This is a genomic window from Limnohabitans sp. (assembly GCF_044361645.1).
GTDB lineage: Bacteria > Pseudomonadota > Gammaproteobacteria > Burkholderiales > Burkholderiaceae_C > Limnohabitans_A.
This window is the reverse complement of the sequence record NZ_JBIKIL010000025.1, coordinates 14,531-35,100: the sequence shown is the minus strand read 5'-3', so window position 1 is coordinate 35,100 and position 20,570 is coordinate 14,531. Positions and strand designations below refer to the sequence as shown.

Annotated in this window: 22 protein-coding genes and 1 pseudogene; 18 read left to right on the top strand and 5 right to left on the bottom strand. The window is 60.6% G+C overall.

The window, feature by feature from the left end; all coding sequences use genetic code 11:
- The 8 genes and pseudogenes from ACIQ39_RS05910 to ACIQ39_RS05875 all read left to right on the top strand — a co-directional run.
- Positions 1-150: pseudogene (locus ACIQ39_RS05910) on the top strand (4-carboxy-4-hydroxy-2-oxoadipate aldolase/oxaloacetate decarboxylase); the annotation flags it as partial.
- A 110-nt stretch (positions 151-260) separates the two neighbouring features.
- Positions 261-1,196 (top strand): amidohydrolase family protein, encoded by a 936-nt coding sequence (locus ACIQ39_RS05905; protein ID WP_396433682.1) that lies wholly within the window; start codon positions 261-263, stop codon positions 1,194-1,196.
- A gap of 352 nt (positions 1,197-1,548) precedes the next feature.
- On the top strand, positions 1,549-1,986 hold the full coding sequence (gene ligA / locus ACIQ39_RS05900) for a protocatechuate 4,5-dioxygenase subunit alpha (protein WP_396433681.1): 438 nt from the start codon (positions 1,549-1,551) through the stop codon (positions 1,984-1,986).
- A gap of 71 nt (positions 1,987-2,057) precedes the next feature.
- Positions 2,058-2,936 carry a class III extradiol dioxygenase subunit beta gene (locus ACIQ39_RS05895; protein WP_396433680.1) on the top strand — a complete coding sequence of 293 codons (879 nt, stop codon included), beginning with the start codon at positions 2,058-2,060 and terminating at the stop codon, positions 2,934-2,936.
- Between the two features lie 57 nt (positions 2,937-2,993).
- Positions 2,994-4,196 (top strand): ATP-binding protein, encoded by a 1,203-nt coding sequence (locus ACIQ39_RS05890; RefSeq protein ID WP_396433679.1) that lies wholly within the window; start codon positions 2,994-2,996, stop codon positions 4,194-4,196.
- Positions 4,193-5,464: a pentapeptide repeat-containing protein gene (locus tag ACIQ39_RS05885; RefSeq protein WP_396433678.1), complete on the top strand. Its 1,272-nt coding sequence runs from the start codon at positions 4,193-4,195 to the stop codon at positions 5,462-5,464. Before ACIQ39_RS05890 ends, ACIQ39_RS05885 begins: the two co-directional genes overlap by 4 nt.
- Positions 5,465-5,500: 36 nt before the next feature.
- Positions 5,501-6,460, top strand: a complete 960-nt coding sequence (locus ACIQ39_RS05880; protein WP_396433677.1) for a Gfo/Idh/MocA family oxidoreductase — start codon at positions 5,501-5,503, stop codon at positions 6,458-6,460.
- 5 nt (positions 6,461-6,465) lie between these two features.
- Positions 6,466-7,635 carry an MFS transporter gene (locus ACIQ39_RS05875; protein ID WP_396433683.1) on the top strand — a complete coding sequence of 390 codons (1,170 nt, stop codon included), beginning with the start codon at positions 6,466-6,468 and terminating at the stop codon, positions 7,633-7,635.
- Positions 7,636-7,637: 2 nt separating this feature from the next.
- Here ACIQ39_RS05875 and ACIQ39_RS05870 read toward each other — a convergent pair whose 3' ends face one another.
- Positions 7,638-7,958 carry a helix-turn-helix domain-containing protein gene (locus ACIQ39_RS05870; protein WP_396433676.1) on the bottom strand — a complete coding sequence of 107 codons (321 nt, stop codon included), beginning with the start codon at positions 7,956-7,958 and terminating at the stop codon, positions 7,638-7,640.
- Positions 7,959-8,160: 202 nt separating this feature from the next.
- Between ACIQ39_RS05870 and aroE the strand changes: the two genes are divergently transcribed.
- Positions 8,161-9,027 (top strand): shikimate dehydrogenase, encoded by an 867-nt coding sequence (aroE, locus tag ACIQ39_RS05865; protein WP_396433675.1) that lies wholly within the window; start codon positions 8,161-8,163, stop codon positions 9,025-9,027.
- Positions 9,024-9,245 carry a 4Fe-4S binding protein gene (locus ACIQ39_RS05860; RefSeq protein ID WP_396433674.1) on the top strand — a complete coding sequence of 74 codons (222 nt, stop codon included), beginning with the start codon at positions 9,024-9,026 and terminating at the stop codon, positions 9,243-9,245. The genes aroE and ACIQ39_RS05860 overlap by 4 nt, the downstream gene beginning before the upstream one ends.
- Before the next feature lie 4 nt (positions 9,246-9,249).
- Here ACIQ39_RS05860 and ACIQ39_RS05855 read toward each other — a convergent pair whose 3' ends face one another.
- The gene (locus ACIQ39_RS05855; protein ID WP_396433673.1) at positions 9,250-10,131 is read right to left on the bottom strand and encodes an NAD(P)-dependent oxidoreductase; all 882 of its coding nucleotides are present in this window, start codon (positions 10,129-10,131) and stop codon (positions 9,250-9,252) included.
- A 129-nt stretch (positions 10,132-10,260) separates the two neighbouring features.
- On the opposite strand from ACIQ39_RS05855, the gene ACIQ39_RS05850 reads away from it, so the two are divergent.
- The 5 genes from ACIQ39_RS05850 to ACIQ39_RS05830 all read left to right on the top strand — a co-directional run bounded on the left by ACIQ39_RS05850 (position 10,261) and on the right by ACIQ39_RS05830 (position 14,871).
- Complete coding sequence (locus tag ACIQ39_RS05850) at positions 10,261-10,932, top strand: TetR/AcrR family transcriptional regulator (protein ID WP_396433672.1); 672 nt, start codon at positions 10,261-10,263, stop codon at positions 10,930-10,932.
- A 106-nt stretch (positions 10,933-11,038) separates the two neighbouring features.
- Entirely contained in the window at positions 11,039-11,578 is a 540-nt protein-coding gene (locus tag ACIQ39_RS05845) for a TRAP transporter small permease (RefSeq protein ID WP_396433671.1), read from the top strand.
- 10 nt (positions 11,579-11,588) lie between these two features.
- Entirely contained in the window at positions 11,589-12,869 is a 1,281-nt protein-coding gene (locus ACIQ39_RS05840) for a TRAP transporter large permease subunit (protein ID WP_396433670.1), read from the top strand.
- An 85-nt stretch (positions 12,870-12,954) separates the two neighbouring features.
- A complete protein-coding gene (locus ACIQ39_RS05835) occupies positions 12,955-13,950 on the top strand; it encodes a TRAP transporter substrate-binding protein (RefSeq protein WP_396433669.1) in 996 nt (331 codons plus the stop codon).
- An 87-nt stretch (positions 13,951-14,037) separates the two neighbouring features.
- Positions 14,038-14,871: a shikimate dehydrogenase family protein gene (locus ACIQ39_RS05830; RefSeq protein ID WP_396433668.1), complete on the top strand. Its 834-nt coding sequence runs from the start codon at positions 14,038-14,040 to the stop codon at positions 14,869-14,871.
- A 148-nt stretch (positions 14,872-15,019) separates the two neighbouring features.
- Here ACIQ39_RS05830 and ACIQ39_RS05825 read toward each other — a convergent pair whose 3' ends face one another.
- The gene (locus ACIQ39_RS05825; RefSeq protein ID WP_396433667.1) at positions 15,020-15,406 is read right to left on the bottom strand and encodes a diacylglycerol kinase; all 387 of its coding nucleotides are present in this window, start codon (positions 15,404-15,406) and stop codon (positions 15,020-15,022) included.
- Positions 15,407-15,673: 267 nt separating this feature from the next.
- Here ACIQ39_RS05825 and ACIQ39_RS05820 point away from each other — a divergent pair, with 267 nt between their 5' ends.
- The 3 genes from ACIQ39_RS05820 to ACIQ39_RS05810 all read left to right on the top strand — a co-directional run bounded on the left by ACIQ39_RS05820 (position 15,674) and on the right by ACIQ39_RS05810 (position 18,307).
- Positions 15,674-16,111: a universal stress protein gene (locus tag ACIQ39_RS05820; RefSeq protein ID WP_396433666.1), complete on the top strand. Its 438-nt coding sequence runs from the start codon at positions 15,674-15,676 to the stop codon at positions 16,109-16,111.
- Positions 16,112-16,477: 366 nt separating this feature from the next.
- Positions 16,478-17,431 carry a 3-hydroxyacyl-CoA dehydrogenase family protein gene (locus ACIQ39_RS05815; RefSeq protein ID WP_396433665.1) on the top strand — a complete coding sequence of 318 codons (954 nt, stop codon included), beginning with the start codon at positions 16,478-16,480 and terminating at the stop codon, positions 17,429-17,431.
- A gap of 36 nt (positions 17,432-17,467) precedes the next feature.
- Positions 17,468-18,307 (top strand): 3-keto-5-aminohexanoate cleavage protein, encoded by an 840-nt coding sequence (locus ACIQ39_RS05810; RefSeq protein ID WP_396433664.1) that lies wholly within the window; start codon positions 17,468-17,470, stop codon positions 18,305-18,307.
- A gap of 19 nt (positions 18,308-18,326) precedes the next feature.
- Here the strand turns inward: ACIQ39_RS05810 and ACIQ39_RS05805 are convergent, their stop codons facing one another.
- The gene (locus ACIQ39_RS05805) at positions 18,327-19,253 is read right to left on the bottom strand and encodes a B12-binding domain-containing protein (RefSeq protein ID WP_396433663.1); all 927 of its coding nucleotides are present in this window, start codon (positions 19,251-19,253) and stop codon (positions 18,327-18,329) included.
- Between the two features lie 278 nt (positions 19,254-19,531).
- A complete protein-coding gene (locus ACIQ39_RS05800) occupies positions 19,532-20,554 on the bottom strand; it encodes a S1C family serine protease (RefSeq protein ID WP_396433662.1) in 1,023 nt (340 codons plus the stop codon).
- Positions 20,555-20,570: the final 16 nt, after the last annotated feature.

Here is a 20,570-nt window from a genome sequence, read left to right as displayed (position 1 = left end):
GCCTTGGCTGCCAAAACTTTGGCAGCCGCGCAAGCGCGTGAAGCCAACGAAGGCGAAAAACGCGCCAAGTTGGCCTCAGGCGTGCTGGGCCTGGACATGTACAAGATGCGCGAGCCGCTGGCGGCAGCGGGCCTGAAATACATCGATTGATTTTCCCTTTGTAGGAGCCCACCCCTGTGGGCGATGGTGGGTGGACCCTGATGCGCTTGATCGCCCACGGGGTGGGCTCCTACAAAAAGACCCATTGAAAGGTTTTCGACATGAGTAAACCCATCACCGGTGACTTCACCAAAACTCCGGGCTGGATGGACTGGTACACCGGTCCCAGCAAGCCCAAATTCCAACTGCCCACAGGCGCGGTCGATGCCCACTGCCACGTGTTCGGCCCCGGCGCACAGTTCCCTTATGCGCCCGAGCGCAAGTACACGCCGTGCGACGCCAGCAAGCAGCAGCTGTTTGCATTGCGCGACCACTTGGGCTTTGCGCGCAACGTGGTGGTGCAGGCCACTTGCCACGGTGCGGACAACCGCGCCATGGTCGATGCCTTGCTGAACTCGGGTGGCCTGGCGCGCGGCGTGGCCACCGTCAAGCGCAGCGTCACCGACGAAGAAATTCAGGCCATGCACGACGCCGGCGTGCGCGGCGTGCGCTTCAACTTTGTCAAGCGCCTGGTTGACTTCACGCCCAAAGACGAGTTGCTGGAGATCGCGGGCCGCATCCAAAAATGGGGCTGGCATGTGGTGATTTATTTTGAAGCGGTGGACCTGCCCGAGCTGTGGGACTTTTTTACTGCACTGCCCAACACGGTGGTGGTCGACCACATGGGCCGCCCCGATGTGTCGCTGCCGGTGGACGGTCCGCAGTTCGCGCTGTTCCAGAAATTCATGCGTGAGCACAGCCATGTGTGGAGCAAGGTGTCGTGTCCCGAGCGTTTGTCGGTGACAGGCCCCAAGGCCTTGAACGGTGAGCAGAACGCATACCAAGACGTGATCCCGTTTGCGAAACGCATCGTGCAAGAGTTCCCCGACCGCGTGCTTTGGGGCACCGATTGGCCCCACCCTAACCTGAAAGACCACATGCCCGACGACGGCCTGCTGGTGGACTTCATCCCTCATATTGCGCCCACGGCAGAGCTGCAAAAAAAGCTGCTGGTGGACAATCCGATGCGCTTGTATTGGCCCGAAGAGAAGCCTTGACGCCCCCCATGGACAAGACTGGATGGCCACGCTTGGCTCGCCATGACGAGACTGGATGGCCACGCTTGGCTCGCCATGACGAGGCTGGATGGCCACGCTTGGCTCGCCATGACGAGACTGGATGGCCACGCTTGGCTCGCCATGACGAGGCTGGATGGCCACGCTTGGCTCGCCATGACGAGACTGGATGGCCACGCTTGGCTCACCATGACGAGAATTGGTGCATTCATCTCTATGAAGGGACCATTGCGCGCCGTCATCGCGAGGAGCGAAGCGACGTGGCCGTCATCGCGAGGAGCGAAGCGACGTGGCGATCCTGCTTTGAACCACCACTGAAACCCAAAGGAACCTGATGGCTTTAGACAAACCCTACAAAGACGTCCCCGGCACCCTGATTTTTGACGCCGAGCAATCGCGCAAAGGCTATGGGCTCAACCAGTTTTGCATGTCGCTGATGAAGGCCGAGAACCGCGAGCGCTTCAAAGCCGATGAGCGCGCTTACCTGGATGAGTGGCCCATGAGCGAAGAGCAAAAGCAAGCCGTGTTGGCGCGCGACCTGAACTGGTGCATGCGCACCGGCGGCAACATTTATTTCTTGGCCAAGATCGGCGCGACCGACGGCAAGAGCTTCCAACAAATGGCGGGCTCCATGACCGGCATGACCGAAGAGGAATACCGCCACATGATGATCGCAGGCGGCCGCAGCATCGAGGGCAACCGCTTCGTTGGCGAAAACGGCAGCGCCCAAGCCCACAAGCAGCCCCAAGGCGCCGCAGGCCAAAAGCCTTAACGAGATTTAATTGGGGTCTGACCCCGATTAATTAATGGGGGTCAGATCCCGATTATTTTGAGAGAACAAACATGGCCAAAATCACCGCATCCGTCTACACCTCGCATGTGCCCGCCATCGGCGCGGCCATGGACCTGGGTAAAACCCAAGAAGACTATTGGAAACCCCTGTTCGCGGGCTACGACTTCTCCAAACAATGGATGAGGGACAACACGCCCGATGTGATTTTCTTGGTCTACAACGACCACGCCACGGCCTTCAGCCTGGACATGATCCCGACCTTTGCGATTGGCACCGCTGCGCAATTCTCACCGGCCGATGAGGGCTGGGGGCCGCGCCCAGTGCCTGTTGTCAGGGGCCACCCCGAGCTGGCCAGCCACATCGCGCATTCGGTCATCCAGCAAGACTTTGACCTGACCATCGTGAACAAAATGGACGTGGACCACGGCCTGACTGTGCCTTTGTCGCTGATGTGTGGTGAACAAGACCCTGTGAAGGGCAGCTGGCCTTGCCCGGTGATCCCGTTTGCCGTCAACGTGGTGCAGTACCCCGTGCCCAGCGGTCAGCGCTGCTTCAATTTGGGCCAGGCCATCCGCAAAGCCGTGCAGAGCTACGACGAAGACATCAAGGTGCACATCTGGGGCACAGGCGGCATGAGCCACCAACTGCAAGGCGCACGGGCCGGCCTGATCAACCGTGCGTGGGACAAGGCCTGGCTCGACCAGCTGATCGAAGACCCAGCCGCCACTGCCGCCAGGCCGCACATCGACTACGTGCGCGAAGCGGGCAGCGAAGGCATTGAGTTGGTCATGTGGCTGATCGCCCGTGGTGCGATGAGCGACATCGAAGGCGGCCAAGCCACGGGTCCTACCCCCAAATTGCGGCACCGCTTTTACCATGTGCCTGCCAGCAACACGGCGGTGGGGCATGTGATTTTGGAAAATGCTTGAGACAGAAAAAGATCATTATTCCTTGCATTTTGATACCTCGTATAACAAAATGCAATGATGATTCATCGTTTTTTTGATCGAGAGTTGCAAGATCGCTTGGATTATTCACCCGGTGTGGTCTTGTTGGGTGCACGCCAGGTGGGCAAATCCACCCTGGCGCGAGCGTGGGCTGCACAAGCACCGGATGCGGTTTTTTTGGATTTGGAATTGCCCGAAGACCGGGCCAAGCTGGACCAAGCCAGCGCATTTTTTGCAGCTCATCGCAACCGTTTTGTCGTGTTGGATGAAGTGCAAGCCATACCCGAGTTGTTTGTACAACTTCGCCCAGAAATCGACGCTGAGCGCAGGCCGGGACGCTTTTTGCTCTTGGGTTCGGCCAGTGGGGCCTTGTTGCGACAATCGGCAGAGTCGTTGGCCGGACGAGTGAGCTACTTGGAATTGCCCCCCTTGCTGTGGCACGAAGTGCAAACCGCCACAGTCGGCCAAAATTCAACGCAGCAGTTGTTGGCCTTGCAAGCACATTGGCAGCGTGGGGGGATGCCCTTGAGCGCCTTGGCCAAAACCGATGCGCATTCGCTGCGTTGGCGCAACGACTATCTGCAATCGATTGTGCGCCGCGATTTACCCGCATTGGGCATCACCATTGCGGGCGAAACCCTGTGGCGTTTTTTGCGCATGCTGGCGCACCAACATGGGCAACTGTTCAACGCGTCGAGCTTGGCTGTGGCCATGGGCGGCATTTCACCCATCACCGTGAACCGTTACCTGGACATTTTTTGTGATGCCCTCATCGTGCGCAAAGTCGAACCCTACTTTGTCAACTTGAGCAAGCGCTTGGTCAAGTCGCCCAAAATTTACTTTCGCGATGCGGGCTTGTTGCACGCCTTGCTGGGCATTGGCAATGCCCATGATTTGCAGGGGCACCCCATGTCGGGCTATTCGTGGGAGGGACTGGTGATGAACCACATCGCGGCCTTGTTGCCCATGATGGCGGGTGGCAACGCCACGCTGAACTTTTACCGCACAGCGGCCGGTGCAGAAATGGACGCGGTGGTTGATACCGGGGCACAGCGCATCGGGTTTGAAATCAAACTCTCCAACGCGCCGCGAGTCACCAAAGGTTTTTGGAACGCCTGTGCCGATTTGCAACTGAGCCGCGCTTATGTGGTGGCACCCGTCAGCGCGTCTTGGCCCTTGGCGGACAACGCGCAGGTGATCCCGCTGTTGGATGTGGCGAAGGTGTTGGGGGTGCAGACATGAGCGAGCATCCTGACCTCGAAAAACTGCCGCTCGAAATCGACGGCATTCCCGTGCGCGAAACCATCCGTGAGATTTTTTGCAAGCCCGAAAACGGCACACCCGACAACATCAGCAAGGCGGGGTGTTTGGCCTTGGCCAAGCAGAGCAGGAGCGCGTATTTTGTCAACATGGCGCAAACCAGTGGCTTTGAGAGTGCGTTGTCGATCAGCAGAGCTTGCATCGTTTGGAATGCTTGGCGTCAAAGCTTTCCAAGCCTTGGCGGTGTCGATGTCATCCAAGGGTTTGATAACAAGGCTGATTTTTCTTCCAATGATTTTGCTTCAGACACGAATTCAGATTCTGGGCCCGTGACGACTTCCTTTGAAGGGTTTTCATTTGGCCATCAAGCTTCTTTCAGGTCGGCCAAATTTGCACACGTCAATTTTCGTCGCGTCAATTTTGGGATTCACGCTTGTTTTGAGGATGCCCATTTTCAAGAAGCCGCTGATTTTGACGATGCCAATTTTGGCTCTTCCGTTTCATTCGTCAACACACGGTTTGAATCGGCCTTGTCATTTGTGGGATGCCAGTTTTTGGGGGTGGTCGACTTCTCAACTTGCGACAGCTTGTCTCAAAAATTCAGTGGCCATGTGTGTTTTGACAAGGCCATTTTCAAAGGCCCTGTGTCATTCAATGGGCGTCATTTTGCAAATGCAACCAGCTTCAAAAGCGCCCATTTCGCGGTAGCACCCACCTTTCACGGGTGTGAACTTCACCAGGACACCAGCTTTGAAGGGGCCATTTTTCCTGAAGCCACAGGCAGCGAAGACGCCGCACGCGCCTACCGCACGCTCAAACTTGCATTCAGCAAACAACAAGCCATACGCGAAGAGCAGCGCTTTTTCCGTTTAGAAATGGCAGAAGAAACGCTGCTCGAAACGGGTTTGAAGCGGTGGCTGTTCTGGGCATACAACACATTCAGCGACTATGGTTTCAGTGTGATGCGGCCCTTTTTGTTGTTGACCGCCACATGGTTGGTCTTTGCGCAGATTTACGGCGCTCACGCCAGCCCCCAGTCGCTGTGTGTGCTCGGACAAACAGATTGTCGGCTCCAAGGTGAATGGTTCACCTTCAGCTTGCAGCAAGCCTTGCCCTTGCCTGGGTTTGAGCAATTGGATTCCACCATCAAGGGCGTTTCTGTGGGGTGGTTGTTTTTGCACAAAACCCTCAGCCTGATCGCCCTGTTTCTCATCGGCCTGGCCCTGCGCAATCTTTTCAAACTCAAATAAATCTTAAAACGCCTTCACCATTCAAAGAAAGCACCCATGAGCAAACCCATCCAAGTCGCCCTCGCTGGCGCAGGTGCCTTTGGCATCAAACACCTGGACGGCATCCGCAACATTGACGGCGTGCAAGTCGTCTCCTTGATCGGTCGCGACTTCGCCAAAACCAAAGAGGTGGCTGACCAACACGGCATTGGCCACGTCACCACAGACTTGAACGAATCTTTGGCCCTGAAAGAAGTCGACGCCGTGATCCTGTGCACCCCCACACAAATGCATGCCAGCCAAACCCTGGCTTGCCTGAAGGCGGGCAAGCACGTGCAGGTCGAAATTCCGCTGTGCGATGTCTACCACGAGGGCCAAGAAGTCCTGCGCGTGCAAAAAGAAACCGGCTTGGTGGCCATGTGTGGCCACACCCGGCGCTTTAACCCCAGCCACCAGTGGGTGCACCACAAAATCAAAGCGGGCGAGTTCAACATCCAGCAAATGGATGTGCAGACTTACTTTTTTCGCCGCACCAACATGAACGCGCTGGGCCAAGCGCGCAGCTGGACCGACCATTTGCTGTGGCACCACGCTGCACACACGGTGGACCTGTTCGCTTACCAGTGCGCCAGCCCCATCGTCAAAGCCAACGCGCTGCAAGGCCCCATCCACCCCGCTTTGGGCATCGCCATGGACATGAGCATTCAGCTGCAAGCGGCCAACGGTGCGATTTGCACCCTCAGCTTGAGTTTCAACAACGACGGCCCTTTGGGCACTTTCTTTCGCTACATCGGCGACACCGGCACTTACCTGGCGCGTTACGACGACCTGTTCACCGGCAAAGAAGAAAAAATCGATGTGTCGCAAGTGGCGGTGTCGATGAACGGCATCGAGCTGCAAGACCGCGAGTTTTTTGCCGCGATCCAAGAAGGCCGTGAACCCAATGCCAGCATCGCGCAGGTGCTGCCTTGCTACCAGGTGCTGCACGATTTGGAACAACAACTGGCCCGCGCATGAGCGGCATGACCCCGATCGACGAGCGCCAACACCTGAGGCTGCTGGGACTGGCCGGTTTTGCCAGCATGGCCTCCATGCGCATTTGTGATCCGATGCTGGTGGTGCTGGGCCAAGAGTTTGCCGTCAGCACCGGTGAGGCCTCGGCGGTGGTCTCGGTGTTCGCGGTGGTCTATGGCGTTTTGCAATTGTTCTACGGCCCCTTGGGTGAACGCTTTGGCAAGCTGCGCGTGGTGTCCTTGGCGGTGTCGGCCTGCGCGGTGTTCAGCGCCATCACGGCCTTTTCTGTCAACCTGCCCATGCTGGTCCTGATGCGCGGCTTCATGGGCGCTGCGGCGGCGGGCATCATCCCCTTGTCGCTGGCCTGGGTGGGCGACCAAGTGCCTTACGAGCGCCGCCAAGAAACCCTGGCCAAGATGATGAGTGCCACCGTGCTGGGCATGATGAGTGGGCTTTGGTTTGGTGGCTTTGCAGCTGATACGGTGGGCTGGCGCGGCGCATTTGTGCTGTTGTCGGCCCTGTTTGGTTTGGCGGCCGTGTTGCTGCTGCGCCGCTTGCGCCGTCAGGCGCAAAGCCTTGCCACGGAGGCCCCGGGTTTGTGGGCCGCGTTTCGGCTCACCGGGCAGCTCTTGGGCATGCCGCGTGTGCGTTGGGTGATGGGCGTCACGGCCACCGAGGGTGCCTTGGTGTTTGGTGCCATGGCCTTCATACCCACCCACTTGCACCAGCAGTTTGGTCTGAGCGTGGTGGCCGCAGGCTCGGTGATGATGCTCTACGGTGTGGGCGGTTTGCTTTACAGCCAGTTGGCGCGGCGTTGGTTGGCCTGGCTGGGTGAGCGCGGCTTGGTCAGGACCGGGGTCAGCTTGGTGGTCTCGGGCTTGCTGTTGCTGGCCTGGGGGGCTGGGGTTTGGCTGGGCATGCTGGCCTGCTTGCTGATGGGGCTGGGCTTTTACATGCTGCACAACACCTTGCAGGTGCAGGCCACCCAAATGGCCCCGGCCGCACGCGGCACGGCCGTCACCTTGTTCGCCTGCTCGCTGTTTTTTGGCCAGTCCACCGGGGTGCTGCTCATGGCCCAAAGCGTGGACATCGGCTGGCTGCCCTATGCCTTCACGTTGGCGGCGGTGGGGGTTTCGGGCTTGGGCGTGGTGATTTACCGCTTGGTGGGGCGGCATTGATTTCAGGCCATCGAGCGCAGCACGTCGGGCCACTGCTGGGCGACCCTGATCAAGGTTTTCGCGGCTCCAGAGGGTTGGCTGCGTCCTTGTTCCCAGTTTTGCAAAGTGCGCACCGACACCCCCAACAGCTGAGCAAAGGCCGTTTGCGTCAAACCCACTTTGGCGCGAGCCTCTGCGGCAGCCGACAAGGTGACGTGTTGCACTTGGCCTTCGCCGCGTTGGGCTTGTTGAATGGATGTCAACACATCCTGAGCAAAGGCTGGCATCTCGGTGTCCATGACGCTTGTCTTGATCTCTTGCGCGTCTATTTTTTCTTCAGGCATCACAAACCTCCTTGTTTGTTTTGTTCTGGGTCATCAGGCCGTGCCCATCTGGACACCAGACCGCAACTGTTTGGGCCCTTGCCTTGGTGGGGGTGCATTGTGCCTTTGCACTTGAAGTCCAGCGCGCGGGGCACGGTGCTCACATTGGAGAGGCCGCTAAGATTCAGAGCTTCAGTGCCAATGCGTTTTTCCGGATCACCCCATGACTCCAACGATGCCCAACTCGATCTCCCATCCTTCCACCGACCGCTACGCCGTGATCGGCAACCCCATTGCGCAAAGCAAGTCGCCGCTCATCCACAGCGCATTCGCCCAGGTCACCGGGCAAGACATCAACTACACCAAAGTGCTTGGCCCCATGGGCGAGTTTGTGGCCACCGTGGACGCGTTTCGCGCCTCGGGCGGGCGCGGCATGAACGTGACCGCGCCATTCAAGCTCGATGCTTTTGCTTACGCCACCGACCTGGCGCTCAGCGCGCAGATGGCCGGGGCGGTGAATGCGCTGAAGTTCGAGGGTGAGCGTGTCTATGCCGAAAACTTTGACGGCGTGGGTTTGGTGCGCGATTTGGTGCACAACTTGCAACACCCGCTGCAAGGGCGGCGGGTGTTGATTTTGGGCGCGGGGGGGGCCACGCGTGGGGCCTTGCTGCCCTTGTTGGCCGAGCAACCCGCCGAGTTGGTGATCGTCAACCGCACCGTGGCCAAAGCGCAAGAACTGGCGGCTTTGGCGCTGCAGCACCAAACCGGTCAGGTGCCGGTGCAGGGGCTGGGTTATGACGCGGTGCAAGGGGCTTTTGATGTGGTGCTCAACGCCAGCTCGTCCAGCCTGAGCGGCGAGCTGCCACCATTGCCAGCCAGCGTGTTTGCGCCGGGCTGCCTGGCCTATGACCTGACCTATGGCAAAGGACTCACACCGTTTTTGAAGCTGGCCCAGCAAGCGGGCGTGACGCGCTTGGCCGATGGCGTGGGCATGCTGGCCGAGCAAGCGGCCGAGGCCTTTGCCTGGTGGCGCGGGGTGCGGCCTGAGACAGGGGCGGTGATTGCGCAGCTGACGGTGCCCTTGGTGTGAGGCTGCCCCACATCCACACCCCCCGCTGCACCGGTTGCGGTTGGTGTGTGGCGGCGTGTCCGCCGGGGGTGCTGAGTTTGCAGGTGCTGGCTTGGCGCAAGCATGCGGTGCTGCACGATGAACAGGGCTGCACGGGGTGCAGTCGATGTGAGCGGCGTTGCCCGTTTGGGGTGATCACGATGGTGAACGCCCCTCAGCTTGTCAAGCCAGCGTCTTGAGCGCTCAGTTGCTTTGCCGCTTGGCCAGCAGCGCCACCAACTCGGGCACCAGCGCGTTCGGATCTCCTTCTTGGCAGGCGGCCTCCAAGGTTTTCTGGACGGCCTGCGCCACGGTGTGGTCGGCGTGGGTGTCGCTGGCCATTTGGTTGTAATAAGTCAGGTCTTTGAGCGCGTTGCTCATGGAAAAACGCAGGCCCGAGGTGTCGCCCGAGGTGAGCGTGGGTTTCAGGCGTTCCAGCGCCGCGCCCCAGCCGCCGCCTTTGGCCAGCACTTCCACAAAGGTGTGGGCGTCCACCCCCGCCCGTTGCGCGCAAGCGGCCGCTTCGGCCAGCAGCGTGACGGTGCCCAGCGACACGTAGTTGTGCAAGAGTTTCATGCGGTGGCCCGAGCCAATGGGGCCGGTGTGCACGATGTTTTCGGCAAAGCAGGCCAGGATGGGGCGGCAGCGTTCAAACAAAGCCACATCGCCGCCCACCAGCAGGTTCAAGCGGCCTTCGGCGGCTTCTTTGGGGGTGCGGGTCATGGGCGAGTCGAGAAACTGCCCGCCTTGGGCGATGACCAAGGCCGCCACTTTTTCAGTCGATGCGGGCACGGCGGTGGAGCAATCGATGACGGTGGTGCCCGGGCGCATGCCCTTGAGCACGCCGTCTTCGCCCAGCAGCACCGCCTCGACCTGCGGCGTGCCCGTCACGCACAGGATGAGCACATCCGACTGCGCAGCCAGTGCCTGGGACGTGCTGCAGGTGCGCGCGCCTGCGGCCAGCAGGCTTGTGAGCGGCTGGTTGCCGGGGTGTTCCAGCACCGTCAGGCTGTGCCCGTGCTTGAGCAGGTTGCTCGCGATGCCGTGGCCCATCATGCCAATGCCGATCATGCCGATGTGGGTCATGCTTGTACCTTTGAATGAACAGTCAGGTCCCCACTGTAGCCGCGAGCCAGCCACAAACGCGTCACCGGTTTGCCAATCGGGCCATCGGGCTGTTTTTGACACCGCCTGCGGCGCTCTATACTTCGGCCGATGAACCAAGCGGTACATTCTTCGGATCCGTTGCCGATCTCTGCCAGCGGGGCCGGCCGCACCAATGACCCCGCCCGCACCATGGCCGAGATATTGGCCGTGGCCACGCACGAGTTTGCCGATAAGGGGCTCACGGGCGCGCGCATCGATGCCATTGCGGCGGCCACGCGCACCAGCAAGCGCATGATTTACTACTACTTCGGCAGCAAGGATGGGCTTTACCTGGCGGTGCTCGAAGAGGCTTATCGGCGCATGCGGGCCATTGAGGCAGATCTGCACTTGGACGACCTGCCGCCGGTGCAAGCCCTGCAAAAGCTGGTGGAGTTCACCTACGACCACCACCGCGACAACGAGGACTTCATCCGCTTGGTGATGAACGAAAACATCCATCGCGGCGACTACCTGCGCCAAAGCCGCAACATCCAGCAACTCAACGCCACGGCCATCCGCGCTGTGCGCGATGTGTACGAGCGCGGGGTCAAGGGCGGGGTGTTTCGGTCGGGGCTGGAGCCGGTGGACATCCACTCGGCCATTTCGGCCTTCACTTTTTTCAATGTGTCGAACCGGCACACCTTCGGGGTGATTTTTCAGACCAAAACCAGCCCGACCAAGGCCCAGACCCTCAAGCGCGAGCATGTGGTGGCGCTGATCTTGCGTTTCGTCAGCCATTGACTGGGCTTGTCGCTGTTCGCGCGCCATCAAGGCCCGACAAAGGGTAAATACGTATCTTTTAAAAACTAACCAGTTCGTACATTACTGGGGTGCACAGGAGAATCGCATGCTCAACAAGTGGATAGGGCTTTACTGCAAGCTGCTGTCGGTGGTGATGGTGGTTTGTTTGGCCACCATGGTCCTCATGGTTTTTGGCAACGTGGTGTTGCGCTACGGCTTTAACTCGGGCATCACCGTGTCCGAAGAGTTGTCGCGCTGGCTGTTTTTGTGGGTGGTGTTCATGGGCGCGACCGTGGCCGTGCACGAAAAAGCCCACATGGGCGTGGATTCGCTGGTCTTGCGTTTGCCCGCGCCGCTGCGCAAGGCGGTGTTGCTGGTGGGGCACTTGCTCATATTGTTTGTGACTTGGTTGATGTTCTCTGGCAGCTGGGCGCAAACCCGCATCAACTGGGATGTGCAAGCGCCGGTGACGGGTTATTCCATGGCCTGGGCCTACGCCTGTGGCGTGGTGTTCGCCGTGTCCACCGGGGTGATGCTGCTGATGCAGTTCTGGGCGTTGTGGACCGAGCAGGGGCCACAGGCGGCCCTGCCACAAGGCCTGTCAGCGGCCGAGTTGCGGCAGTCTGCCCAACTCAAGCAAGATTGAAAGAGTCGGCATGACGATTGTGATTTTTTTGGGGGCCTTGATATTGGCGATTGCCATGGGCATACCAATTGCCTATTCCTTGCTGCTGTCGGGCGTGGCCCTGATGTGGCATTTGGATCTGTTTGACGCGCAAATCTTGGCGCAAAACGTGCTCGAAGGGGCCAACAGCTTCCCCTTGCTGGCGGTGCCGTTTTTCATGTTGGCCGGTGAGATCATGAATGTGGGCGGTTTGTCGCGCCGCATCGTCAATTTGGCCCTGAGCCTGGTGGGCCATGTGCGTGGTGGCCTGGGTTTTGTGACGATTTTGGCGGCCGTGCTGATGGCTTCCTTGTCGGGCTCGGCCGTGGCCGATACGGCTGCGCTGGCCGCTTTGCTCTTGCCCATGATGGTCAAAGCCGGACACAACAAGGCGCGCGCCGGGGGCCTGATCGGTGCGGCCGGCATCATCGCGCCCATCATCCCGCCGTCCATCCCGTTTGTGATTTTCGGGGTGGCGGGCAATGTGTCGATTGGCAAGCTGTTCATGGCGGGCATCGTGCCCGGCCTCTTGATGGGCGTGGCCATTGCCTTGACCTGGTGGCTGGTGGCGCGCAGCGAAGGCGCGAGCACGCCCCCCAAAGCCAGCGCCGCCGAAAAATGGACCGCCCTGCGCGAATCGACTTGGGCGCTGGTGTTGCCGGTGATCGTGCTGGTGGGCCTGAAGATGGGCGTGTTCACGCCCACCGAAGCTGCGGTGGTGGCGGCGGTCTATGCCTTTTTTGTGGCCACGGTGGTCTACCGCGAGCTGAAGTGGCGCCAGATTTACCAAGTGATGGTGGCGGCCTCCAAAACCACAGCGGTGATCATGTTTTTGGTGGCGGCCGCATCGGTCAGCGCTTGGCTGATCACCGTGGCCCAGTTGCCTGCGCAGCTGATTGAGTTGCTCAAGCCTTTCATGGACAACCCCAGCTTGCTGCTGACCATCATCATGGTGCTGCTCTTGTTGATCGGCATGGCCATGGACTTGACCCCGACCATTTTGATCCTGGCGCCGGTGCTGATTCCGGTGGTCAAGGCCGCGGGCATTGACCCGGTTTATTTTGGTGTGCTGTTTGTCATGGCCGGTGCCATTGGCCTGGTGACGCCGCCCGTGGGCACCGTGCTCAACGTGGTGGCGGGCGTGGGCAAGATGAAGATCGACGAAGTCGCCAAAGGTGTTTTCCCCTTCATGCTGGCGCAAATCATTGTGCTGTTTGTGCTGGTGTTGTTCCCGCAGATCGTCATGGTGCCGCTGAAGTTTTTCTATTCCTGATGTCAACCGGGTTGGTGGTGATTGGGGTACGCCCTCACCAGCTCTTTATCAAAAGGCGTACCGCTTCCCATTTGGAGACCTGTTCATGAAACGCATGTTCATCAAGACCGTTTTGGCCACTGCCGTTTGGGGCCTGGCGGGCGCCGCTTTGGCGCAAGACAAAACCATCAAATTCGCCAACCAAAATGCGGCGGGCCACCCCATCATCCAGGGCATGGAAAAGTTCAAGGAGATCGTTGAGAAGCAATCGGGCGGCAAACTCAAGGTCAACGTGTTCCCCGGCGGTGCTTTGGGCAGCGACCAGGCCAACGTGTCGGCCTTGCAAGGCGGTACGCTGGAAATGGCGTCGATGAACTCGGGCATCTTTGCCTCGCAAGTGCGCGACTTTTCGGTGTTTGATTTCCCCTTCATGTTCGCCAGCGGCCAAGAAGCCGATGCGGTGGTGGACGGTGCGTTTGGCCAAAAAATGCACGCCAAGCTGGAAGAAAAAGGCCTGGTGGGCCTGGGCTACTACGAGCTGGGCTTTCGCCACCTGACCAACGGTCGCCGCGCCATCAACAAGGTGTCTGAAATCGAAGGCCTGAAGCTGCGGGTGATCCCCAACCCGATCAACGTGGACTGGGTCAAGGCGCTGGGGGCCAACCCCACACCGCTGCCATTTCCTGAGCTGTACGCTGCGCTCGAACAAAGAGCCGTGGACGGCCAGGAAAACCCGGTGGCCACCATCAACGGTGCCAAGCTGTTTGAAGTGCAAAAGCACATGGTCCTGACCGGTCACCAGTACAACCCCCAGTCGATCGTGATCAGCAAAAAGTTCTGGGACACCTTGTCGGCCGCTGACAAGAAAATCTTGAGCGACGCGGCTGCCGAGTCCTCCAAGTTCCAGCGCACCCAGGCGCGCGCCCAGGAGGCCAGCTTGCTGGACAACCTGAAGAAAAACGGCATGCAAGTGACCAGCTTGCCTGCAGCCGAAGTGGCCATCTTGCGCGACAAGATGAAGCCCGTGATTGCCAAGCACGGCGAGGCGATTGCCGCCACCGTGGCCGAGCTGCAAGCCGAGCTGGCCAAGCTGCGCAAGTAAGCCGCCAGGCCACGGCGCGCGCCGTGGCCTGTTGCCCCTTTTCATGGCCCCTGTCTTCATCAGTTGTGGGCCTCACTAACCCAGTCCATGATCAACGGCCACACTGAAATCATTGCGCACATTGGCTACCCCACCCACAGCTTCAAAGCGCCGATGATTTACAACCCTTACTTTGAACAAGCGGGCATCAACGCGGTGGTGGTGCCCATGGGCTGCAAAGCCGAGAACTACCCCGCTTTGTTCAAGTCGGTGTTCACGCTGGAAAACATCCGGGGTGCGCTCATCACCATGCCGCACAAGGTCAGCACCGTGGGTTTGATCGATGAAGTCACCGCCGCCGTGCGCGTGGCAGGGGCTTGCAATGCGGTCAAGCGCTTGGTCGATGGCCGTTTGCTGGGCGACATGTTTGATGGCACAGGTTTTGTGCGCGGCGTGCAGCGAAAAGGCTTTGAATTGACGGGACGTCGGGCACTCGTGGTCGGCACTGGGGGTGTTGGCAGTGCCATCGCAGCCTCCTTGGCTGCTGCTGGCATTGCGGCCATCAGCCTGTTCGACGTGAACACCGCTTGCTGCGAAGCGCTGGCGCAGCGGCTCAAAGACAACCACCCGCAGATTCAGGTGACAACCGGCTCAAATGACCCGGCGGGGCATGACTTGGTGGTCAACGCCACCCCATTGGGCATGAACGAAACTGATGCGCTCCCGATGGACACCTCACGTTTGTCGCCCGAGACTTTTGTGGGCGAGGTGGTCATGCGTGCCGAGAACACCGCCTTCTTGGCGGCGGCCCAAGCACGCGGCTGCCGCACCCAGGTGGGCACCGACATGCTGTACGAACAGATCCCGGCCTACCTGGAGTTTTTTGGATGGCCCAGCACCACGGCTGAGGTGTTGCGCCGTGTGGCGCGGCTGAATGGCTGAACGGCCGAAGCGGGTCATCCCGGGCGAAAACCCGGGGCCCAGTCAACACGAGGGCCCTTTGCGAACACCCCAGTGCGCTCTGGACCCCGGCTCAGGGCAGGGGTGGCTTCACAAGGCCTTATCCGTCAAGCCCGTCAAACCGAACAACTCAGGCCACTAACCAGCGCCAAACGGAACTCAACCACACGCCTGTGCACAACAGCAAGCTGAGCAAAACAGCGGCGCTGCCTATGTCCTTGGCGCGTTTGGACTGGGCATGCCACTCCGGGCCTACCCGGTCGATGGCCGACTCTACGGCGGTGTTGAGCAACTCGACCACCAACACCGCGATCACCAAACCCACCAAAATGACGGTTTCCGTCCAGCTTTGTCCCAACCACCAGGCCGCTGGCAAGAGCAACACCGCCAACACCGCTTCTTGGCGAAATGCCGGCTCCTGCCACCCGGCCCGCAGACCATCGACCGAATAAAAAAACGCGTGCCAAACGCGTGACAAGCCTTGGCGTTTGGGTTTTGCTGAGGTGGGTTGGGTCATGGGAGGAGGTGGCCGAGTCGGAGGGATCTGGAGGCTTTCAGTTCAAGCCCATGATCTTAACGGCTCGCTGCCGTGGGCCGGACTGGCTGAGGCTGCAAATAAAAAGGGCTGGGTCACGCGCCGCCGTGCGGCGTGTTCATGCTGCGCTGTCAGTACCCAAAGGGCAACAACACCCTGCTTGAGCACGCTTTGTATTGATCTGCATCAAGACGCCGATCTGGCCCATTTTTATGATGGCCTATTGACACCTTCACAAAGGAATGCGGCATGGTCCACAAAATTTTGCTTCCGGTTGACGGCTCTGCCGAGTCGATGGCGGCGGCCCGCATCGGCATTGAGTTTGCAAAAAGTCAGGGGGCTGTGGTGCACGGTTTGGTGGTCATTGACCCCTATCTGTACGCGGGTGTAGGTCAGGCCTCCAACTTGGGTCAGCAAGCGCACAGCCAAGAAGTGGCCGCTTGGGCCGAGCAGCATCTGGGCTTGTTGCGCACCCAATGCGCGGCATTGAAGCTGGTTTTTCACAGCAGCACGGTCGAGCACAAGTCGGTCGTCAAAGGCATTTTGGAGGCCCAGCAAAGCTTGGGCTGCGACCTGATTGCCCTGGGCTCACGGGGGCGCGGTTTGGTCTCATCTTTGGTGTTGGGCAGCGTGGCGCAAAAGGTTTTGGCGCAGTCGCCGGTGCCGGTGATGGTGTTGAAGGCTTGAGCAAAATGGCCCAAAGCATCAAGGGGCAACACCGCCCCAGCCCATGGCGTGTTGGGCCTTGTTGCGGTTTTGCTTTTGCAGGGGCTTGGGCCGTGGCCTTGAGGTCAAGCCGCTGAGCCTGTGGTGTCGCCGCTTTGCTGAGCCTTGGCCCTTGGCCGTTTACACAAGGCAGGGTCAAGCTGGGGGGCGCTTCTTGGGTCTGCCATTTTTGTCACCCCATGTCTTGCCCGAGATGAGCGCAGCAGTGCACGGGTTGACCCAAGCGGTTCGGGATGACAATCACGGGGTGTGCTGTGGCCACAAACGGGGCGTGCGGCTTGGGCTGCGCTACACCATCAGACCGAATGCGCATCAGCGCTTGACAACATGATCACCTCAAACTCTTTACACGCCCGCACCGTGGTGGTGGGCGGCGGCACCATGGGCATGGACGTGGCCATCGTGCTGGCGCGCGGTGGCCATGCGGTCTGTGTGGTCGAGCCCGACGCCGCCAAGCGCCAAGCCCTGGCCGCGCACGTGCGCCACAACCTGGAGCCCTTGGGGCTGGCGCAGCGCACCGAGCAAGTCCAAGCCGTGGCCAGTTTGGACGCAGTGGCCTGGCCCGGGGTGCACTTGTTGATCGAGTGCATCCCCGAAAAACTGCCCCTCAAACAGGCCTTGTTTGCCCAGCTGGTGCAATGCGCTGCGCCGGACACCTTGTTGTGCAGCAACAGTTCCAGCTTCCCGATCAGCGCCATTGCCCAAGGCCTGCCCAGCGCCCAGCGCATGCTGGGCCTGCACTTCTTCATGCCCGCGCATTTGGTGCCGCTGGTCGAGGTGGTGCTGGGGCCACAGTCCGATGTGTCGCTGGCCGAGTCCTTGTGCCAATTCATGCGCGGCTGCGCCAGCGTGCCGGTGCTGGTGCGCAAAGACAAGCCGGGCTTTTTGGCCAACCGCATGCAGCACGCCTTGGCGCGTGAGACCTTTGCCTTGATCGACGAGGGTGTGGCCTCGCCCGAGGACGTGGACGCGGCCGTGCGTTTTGGTTTTGGCTTTCGCTTCCTGGCCGCAGGCCCGGTGATGCAGCGCGACCATGCCGGCTTGGAAGTGCACACCGCCGCAGCGGCCAGCATCTACCCCAGTTTGGCCATCAACACCGAGCCCGCCCGGGCGCTGCAAGAGCGCGTGGAACGGGGCGACTTGGGGATGAAAACCGGCCAAGGTTTTTACACCTGGACACCGGCCACCCAGCAGGCCGAGCGTGCACGCTACGACCGTTTGCTGCGCCAGGGTCTGGCGTTGTTGGCCGCCGAGTTGCCGCCCCTGAACCGTCTCGACTGACTCCCCCCGATCGAAGTTTTTTGCAAAGGCATGGCCATGGCTGTTTTTCCTGAACCTCTGTTGATCACCGTTGCGCCCAACGGCGCTTACAAGCAGCGGCCCGACCATGCCGCGCTGCCCCTCACGGCGCAGGAATTGGGGCACACCGCCAAGCTCTGCCTGGACGCGGGCGCGGCCATGATGCACATGCACATTCGCGACGCGCATGGCCGCCACAGCCTGGACGTGCAGGGCTACCGCGACGCGCAGCAAGCGGTCAAGGCGGCGGTGGGCAACGCGCTCATCGTGCAAGTCACCAGCGAGGCCGCCCGGGTCTACCAAGCGCCCGCGCAAATCGCCATGGTCACCGCGCTCAGGCCCGAGGCCGTGTCGGTGGGCCTGCGCGAGGTGGACCAGCCCGAGATCGGCGAGGCCGGTCTGGCCCAGTTCTTTGGCTGGCTGGCCAAAGAGCGCGTGATGACCCAGGTCATCGTCTACGACGTGGCCGACTTGCAGCGCTGGCAAGCCCTGCGCGCCCTGGGCGTGATCCCGGATGCACCATGGTCGCTGTTGTTTGTGCTGGGCCGCTATTCGGTGGGGCAAACCTCCGCGCCCCACGACCTGCTGCCCTTTGTCATGGCCCACACCGGGCAAGAGCCGTGGTCCATGTGCGCCTTTGGTGCGGGCGAGCACGCCTGCGCCACCACGGCCGTGGCGCTGGGCGGCCATGCGCGGGTGGGTTTTGAGAACAACCTGTTGCTCAACAACGGGCAAATCGCCCCCGACAACGCCGCCTTGGTGCGCCAAGTGGCCGACTCGGCCCGTGTGCTGGGCCGCAGCTTGGCCACAGCGCATCAAGTGCGGGCGGCGTTTCAGGCTGGCGTTGGAGGGCCTTGAGCCTAGGGGACGGGGCGGCTCAGGCGCTGGCCGCTGGGCTGGGGCCTGCCCTGAAAGAGGCGGCCAAGGCGACGGCTTCTTTGACATCGACACAAATACCGTCGGCACCCAAGCTGCGCGCATCGTGTTGTTGCACGGTAAAGATGGGGCCGCCCAACAACACGCCGGGTTCGGGGTTGCCCGAGGCGGCTTTGAGGGCACGGATCAAGCTGGGCAAATTTTTGAGCTGTGCCTCGGTGGCGCAAGAAATGCCAATCACGTCAAACCACTCGTTGTTGACCGCATGCACCAGCTCTTTTTCGCTGACTGAGATTTCGATGACCACATCCCATCCCGCTTTGCGAAAAAAGTCAGACACGATGGTCATGCCCAAAAAGTGCTGCGAACCCGGGGCCGAGGCCAGCATGATGCGTTGCACATCACCGCCCACTTGGGGGCCGTTTTGGTATTCAAAGCCCAAGCGGTGGGTGATTTCGTGCATGCGCACCAGACCACAAGTGACCTCGGTGAAGTCACACAAGTCTTGCTCCCACATTTGCCCCAGCTGACGGGCTGCAGGGGCAATCAGTTCCAAAAAAATACGGTCGGTGGTGATGCCCTGGTGCAGCAGTTCGTCGATGAATTGGGTGGTCTCGCTGGACTGACTGGATTTGCTCAAAGCCACAAATGTGGCCAGTTGTTTGGGCGTGATGCCCGGGCCCTGTGTGCTGGGGTCGGTGGCATCCGATGTCACTCGGTGCGCTTGGACCAGTCGCGGGATGATTTGGCTCTCAATCACCTCGTTCAAAGAGCGCTTGCATTCGTCTTGGTCGTAGGCGGCATCGGCACGGTTGCGCTGTGTCGACGTGGCATTCAATCGTTGGCCAAGAGAGGACATGAGTGTGAGCAAACCGCTGACGCTGGACTTCAACGGGTTGAAATGCAGGCTGGGTAGATTGAGTTGCATCAAAAAATCCAAAAGTATCGTTTGACCTTAACGCTTTCAATGACGCGGCGCAAGGCTTTGGCGCTCGCCTTGCCTAGGGGTTATCACCCGTCAAGCGGCTCGTCCGAGGGCTTCAAAGGTGCTGCTGTGAGAGCAAGCCAAGCCCTTGGCGGCAGGCACTGGGAAGGGGGAAACAGGCAAGGGGCGCTTGCTTTGGTCTGGGGCCCCAAGCTCTGGCGGGGCCACTGCTCGAGCGGTGAGCGCAGGCTGATCGCAGGTGCGCAAGCGATGGGGCCGCATCAAATGCCGCTGGGGCGTTTGAGTGCGCCGGCTCGGTCAGCGCTGATCAACTCGACCTCGCGGGTTTGGCCTTGGCTGCGCACGGTGAGGCTCAGCCGGCTGCCCGCAGGCCCCACAGACCTCACGCGGCGGTAAAAGTCGGGCAAATCCTGCAGGGCTTGGCCTTGCAAGGAGAGCAAGGTGTCGCCTGCAGCGATTCCGGCTTGCGCCGCAGGGCTGTCGGGTGACACGCGCAAGACAGCCAGTCCACCACTGGCCAGGGGCTGGCTGCTGATGCCCAACCAGGGTGAGGCAGGGCCGGTGCGCTTGCCACTGCGCAGCAAGTCGGGCAGCGGCTCTTTCAGCAGGTTGACCGGCACAAACAAGTTGCCCTGCGGCGGCAGTTGGTTGCCAAACACGTCATGCACCAGCAGGGCGCCGATGCCCACCAGTTGACCTTGCGCGTCAAACAAACCTGAGCCGCCCCAGTTGTTCACGGCGGGCATGGTCATCAAAGGGGCCTCTAAAAGGTATTCCCAGCTGCCCGCGAAAACTCTTCTGGAGACCAGCGCCAGTTCTGTGGGCACGGTTTCACTTTGGCCCAAGGTCCACAACTTGCCGGGGGTGGGCAGCGCATCCGAGTCGCCCAGCGGCACCGCATCCAGGCGCAGCGGCACCAAGGCGCGCACCAAGCCAAGGCCGCTGGCATTGTCCACCGCCCTGACCTGGCCGGGAATGCGCCGCCCAGAGGCATCGATCAAGTCGACGCTCTCGGCTTCGAGCAGCAGATAGGCCACAGTCAAGACCAAGTCGGGGCCGATCACCACCCCCGAGCCCTCTCGGCGCTGGCCCAAGATGCGGTTGGTGCTGGCTTGGGCGTCGCTGCTGGTTTGCACCGTGACCACCGATTGCAGCACCCGCTGCAAGGTCTCAGGCGGCAGTGCTTGCAGGGGCTCGGCCGAGCTCGCCAGCGCGGCCGGGGACCCAGCTGCAAAACAAAACAGCAAGCCCGCACACAGGGCGTTCGTCATCGCGTGGCGCATGGTGGGTCCTTTTCAG

Coding starts and splice junctions, on each gene's coding strand:
- ACIQ39_RS05830 (WP_396433668.1), top strand. CDS start 14,038: ATGATCAACGGCCACACTGAAATCATTGCGCACATTGGCTACCCCACC.
- ACIQ39_RS05805 (WP_396433663.1), bottom strand. CDS start 19,253: ATGCAACTCAATCTACCCAGCCTGCATTTCAACCCGTTGAAGTCCAGC.
- ACIQ39_RS05835 (WP_396433669.1), top strand. CDS start 12,955: ATGAAACGCATGTTCATCAAGACCGTTTTGGCCACTGCCGTTTGGGGC.
- ACIQ39_RS05820 (WP_396433666.1), top strand. CDS start 15,674: ATGGTCCACAAAATTTTGCTTCCGGTTGACGGCTCTGCCGAGTCGATG.
- ACIQ39_RS05855 (WP_396433673.1), bottom strand. CDS start 10,131: ATGACCCACATCGGCATGATCGGCATTGGCATGATGGGCCACGGCATC.
- ACIQ39_RS05840 (WP_396433670.1), top strand. CDS start 11,589: ATGACGATTGTGATTTTTTTGGGGGCCTTGATATTGGCGATTGCCATG.
- ACIQ39_RS05890 (WP_396433679.1), top strand. CDS start 2,994: ATGATTCATCGTTTTTTTGATCGAGAGTTGCAAGATCGCTTGGATTAT.
- ACIQ39_RS05880 (WP_396433677.1), top strand. CDS start 5,501: ATGAGCAAACCCATCCAAGTCGCCCTCGCTGGCGCAGGTGCCTTTGGC.
- ACIQ39_RS05825 (WP_396433667.1), bottom strand. CDS start 15,406: ATGACCCAACCCACCTCAGCAAAACCCAAACGCCAAGGCTTGTCACGC.
- ACIQ39_RS05850 (WP_396433672.1), top strand. CDS start 10,261: ATGAACCAAGCGGTACATTCTTCGGATCCGTTGCCGATCTCTGCCAGC.
- ACIQ39_RS05810 (WP_396433664.1), top strand. CDS start 17,468: ATGGCTGTTTTTCCTGAACCTCTGTTGATCACCGTTGCGCCCAACGGC.
- ACIQ39_RS05800 (WP_396433662.1), bottom strand. CDS start 20,554: ATGCGCCACGCGATGACGAACGCCCTGTGTGCGGGCTTGCTGTTTTGT.
- ACIQ39_RS05885 (WP_396433678.1), top strand. CDS start 4,193: ATGAGCGAGCATCCTGACCTCGAAAAACTGCCGCTCGAAATCGACGGC.
- ACIQ39_RS05875 (WP_396433683.1), top strand. CDS start 6,466: ATGACCCCGATCGACGAGCGCCAACACCTGAGGCTGCTGGGACTGGCC.
- ACIQ39_RS05905 (WP_396433682.1), top strand. CDS start 261: ATGAGTAAACCCATCACCGGTGACTTCACCAAAACTCCGGGCTGGATG.
- ACIQ39_RS05815 (WP_396433665.1), top strand. CDS start 16,478: ATGATCACCTCAAACTCTTTACACGCCCGCACCGTGGTGGTGGGCGGC.
- ACIQ39_RS05895 (WP_396433680.1), top strand. CDS start 2,058: ATGGCCAAAATCACCGCATCCGTCTACACCTCGCATGTGCCCGCCATC.
- aroE (WP_396433675.1), top strand. CDS start 8,161: ATGACTCCAACGATGCCCAACTCGATCTCCCATCCTTCCACCGACCGC.
- ligA (WP_396433681.1), top strand. CDS start 1,549: ATGGCTTTAGACAAACCCTACAAAGACGTCCCCGGCACCCTGATTTTT.
- ACIQ39_RS05845 (WP_396433671.1), top strand. CDS start 11,039: ATGCTCAACAAGTGGATAGGGCTTTACTGCAAGCTGCTGTCGGTGGTG.
- ACIQ39_RS05870 (WP_396433676.1), bottom strand. CDS start 7,958: ATGCCTGAAGAAAAAATAGACGCGCAAGAGATCAAGACAAGCGTCATG.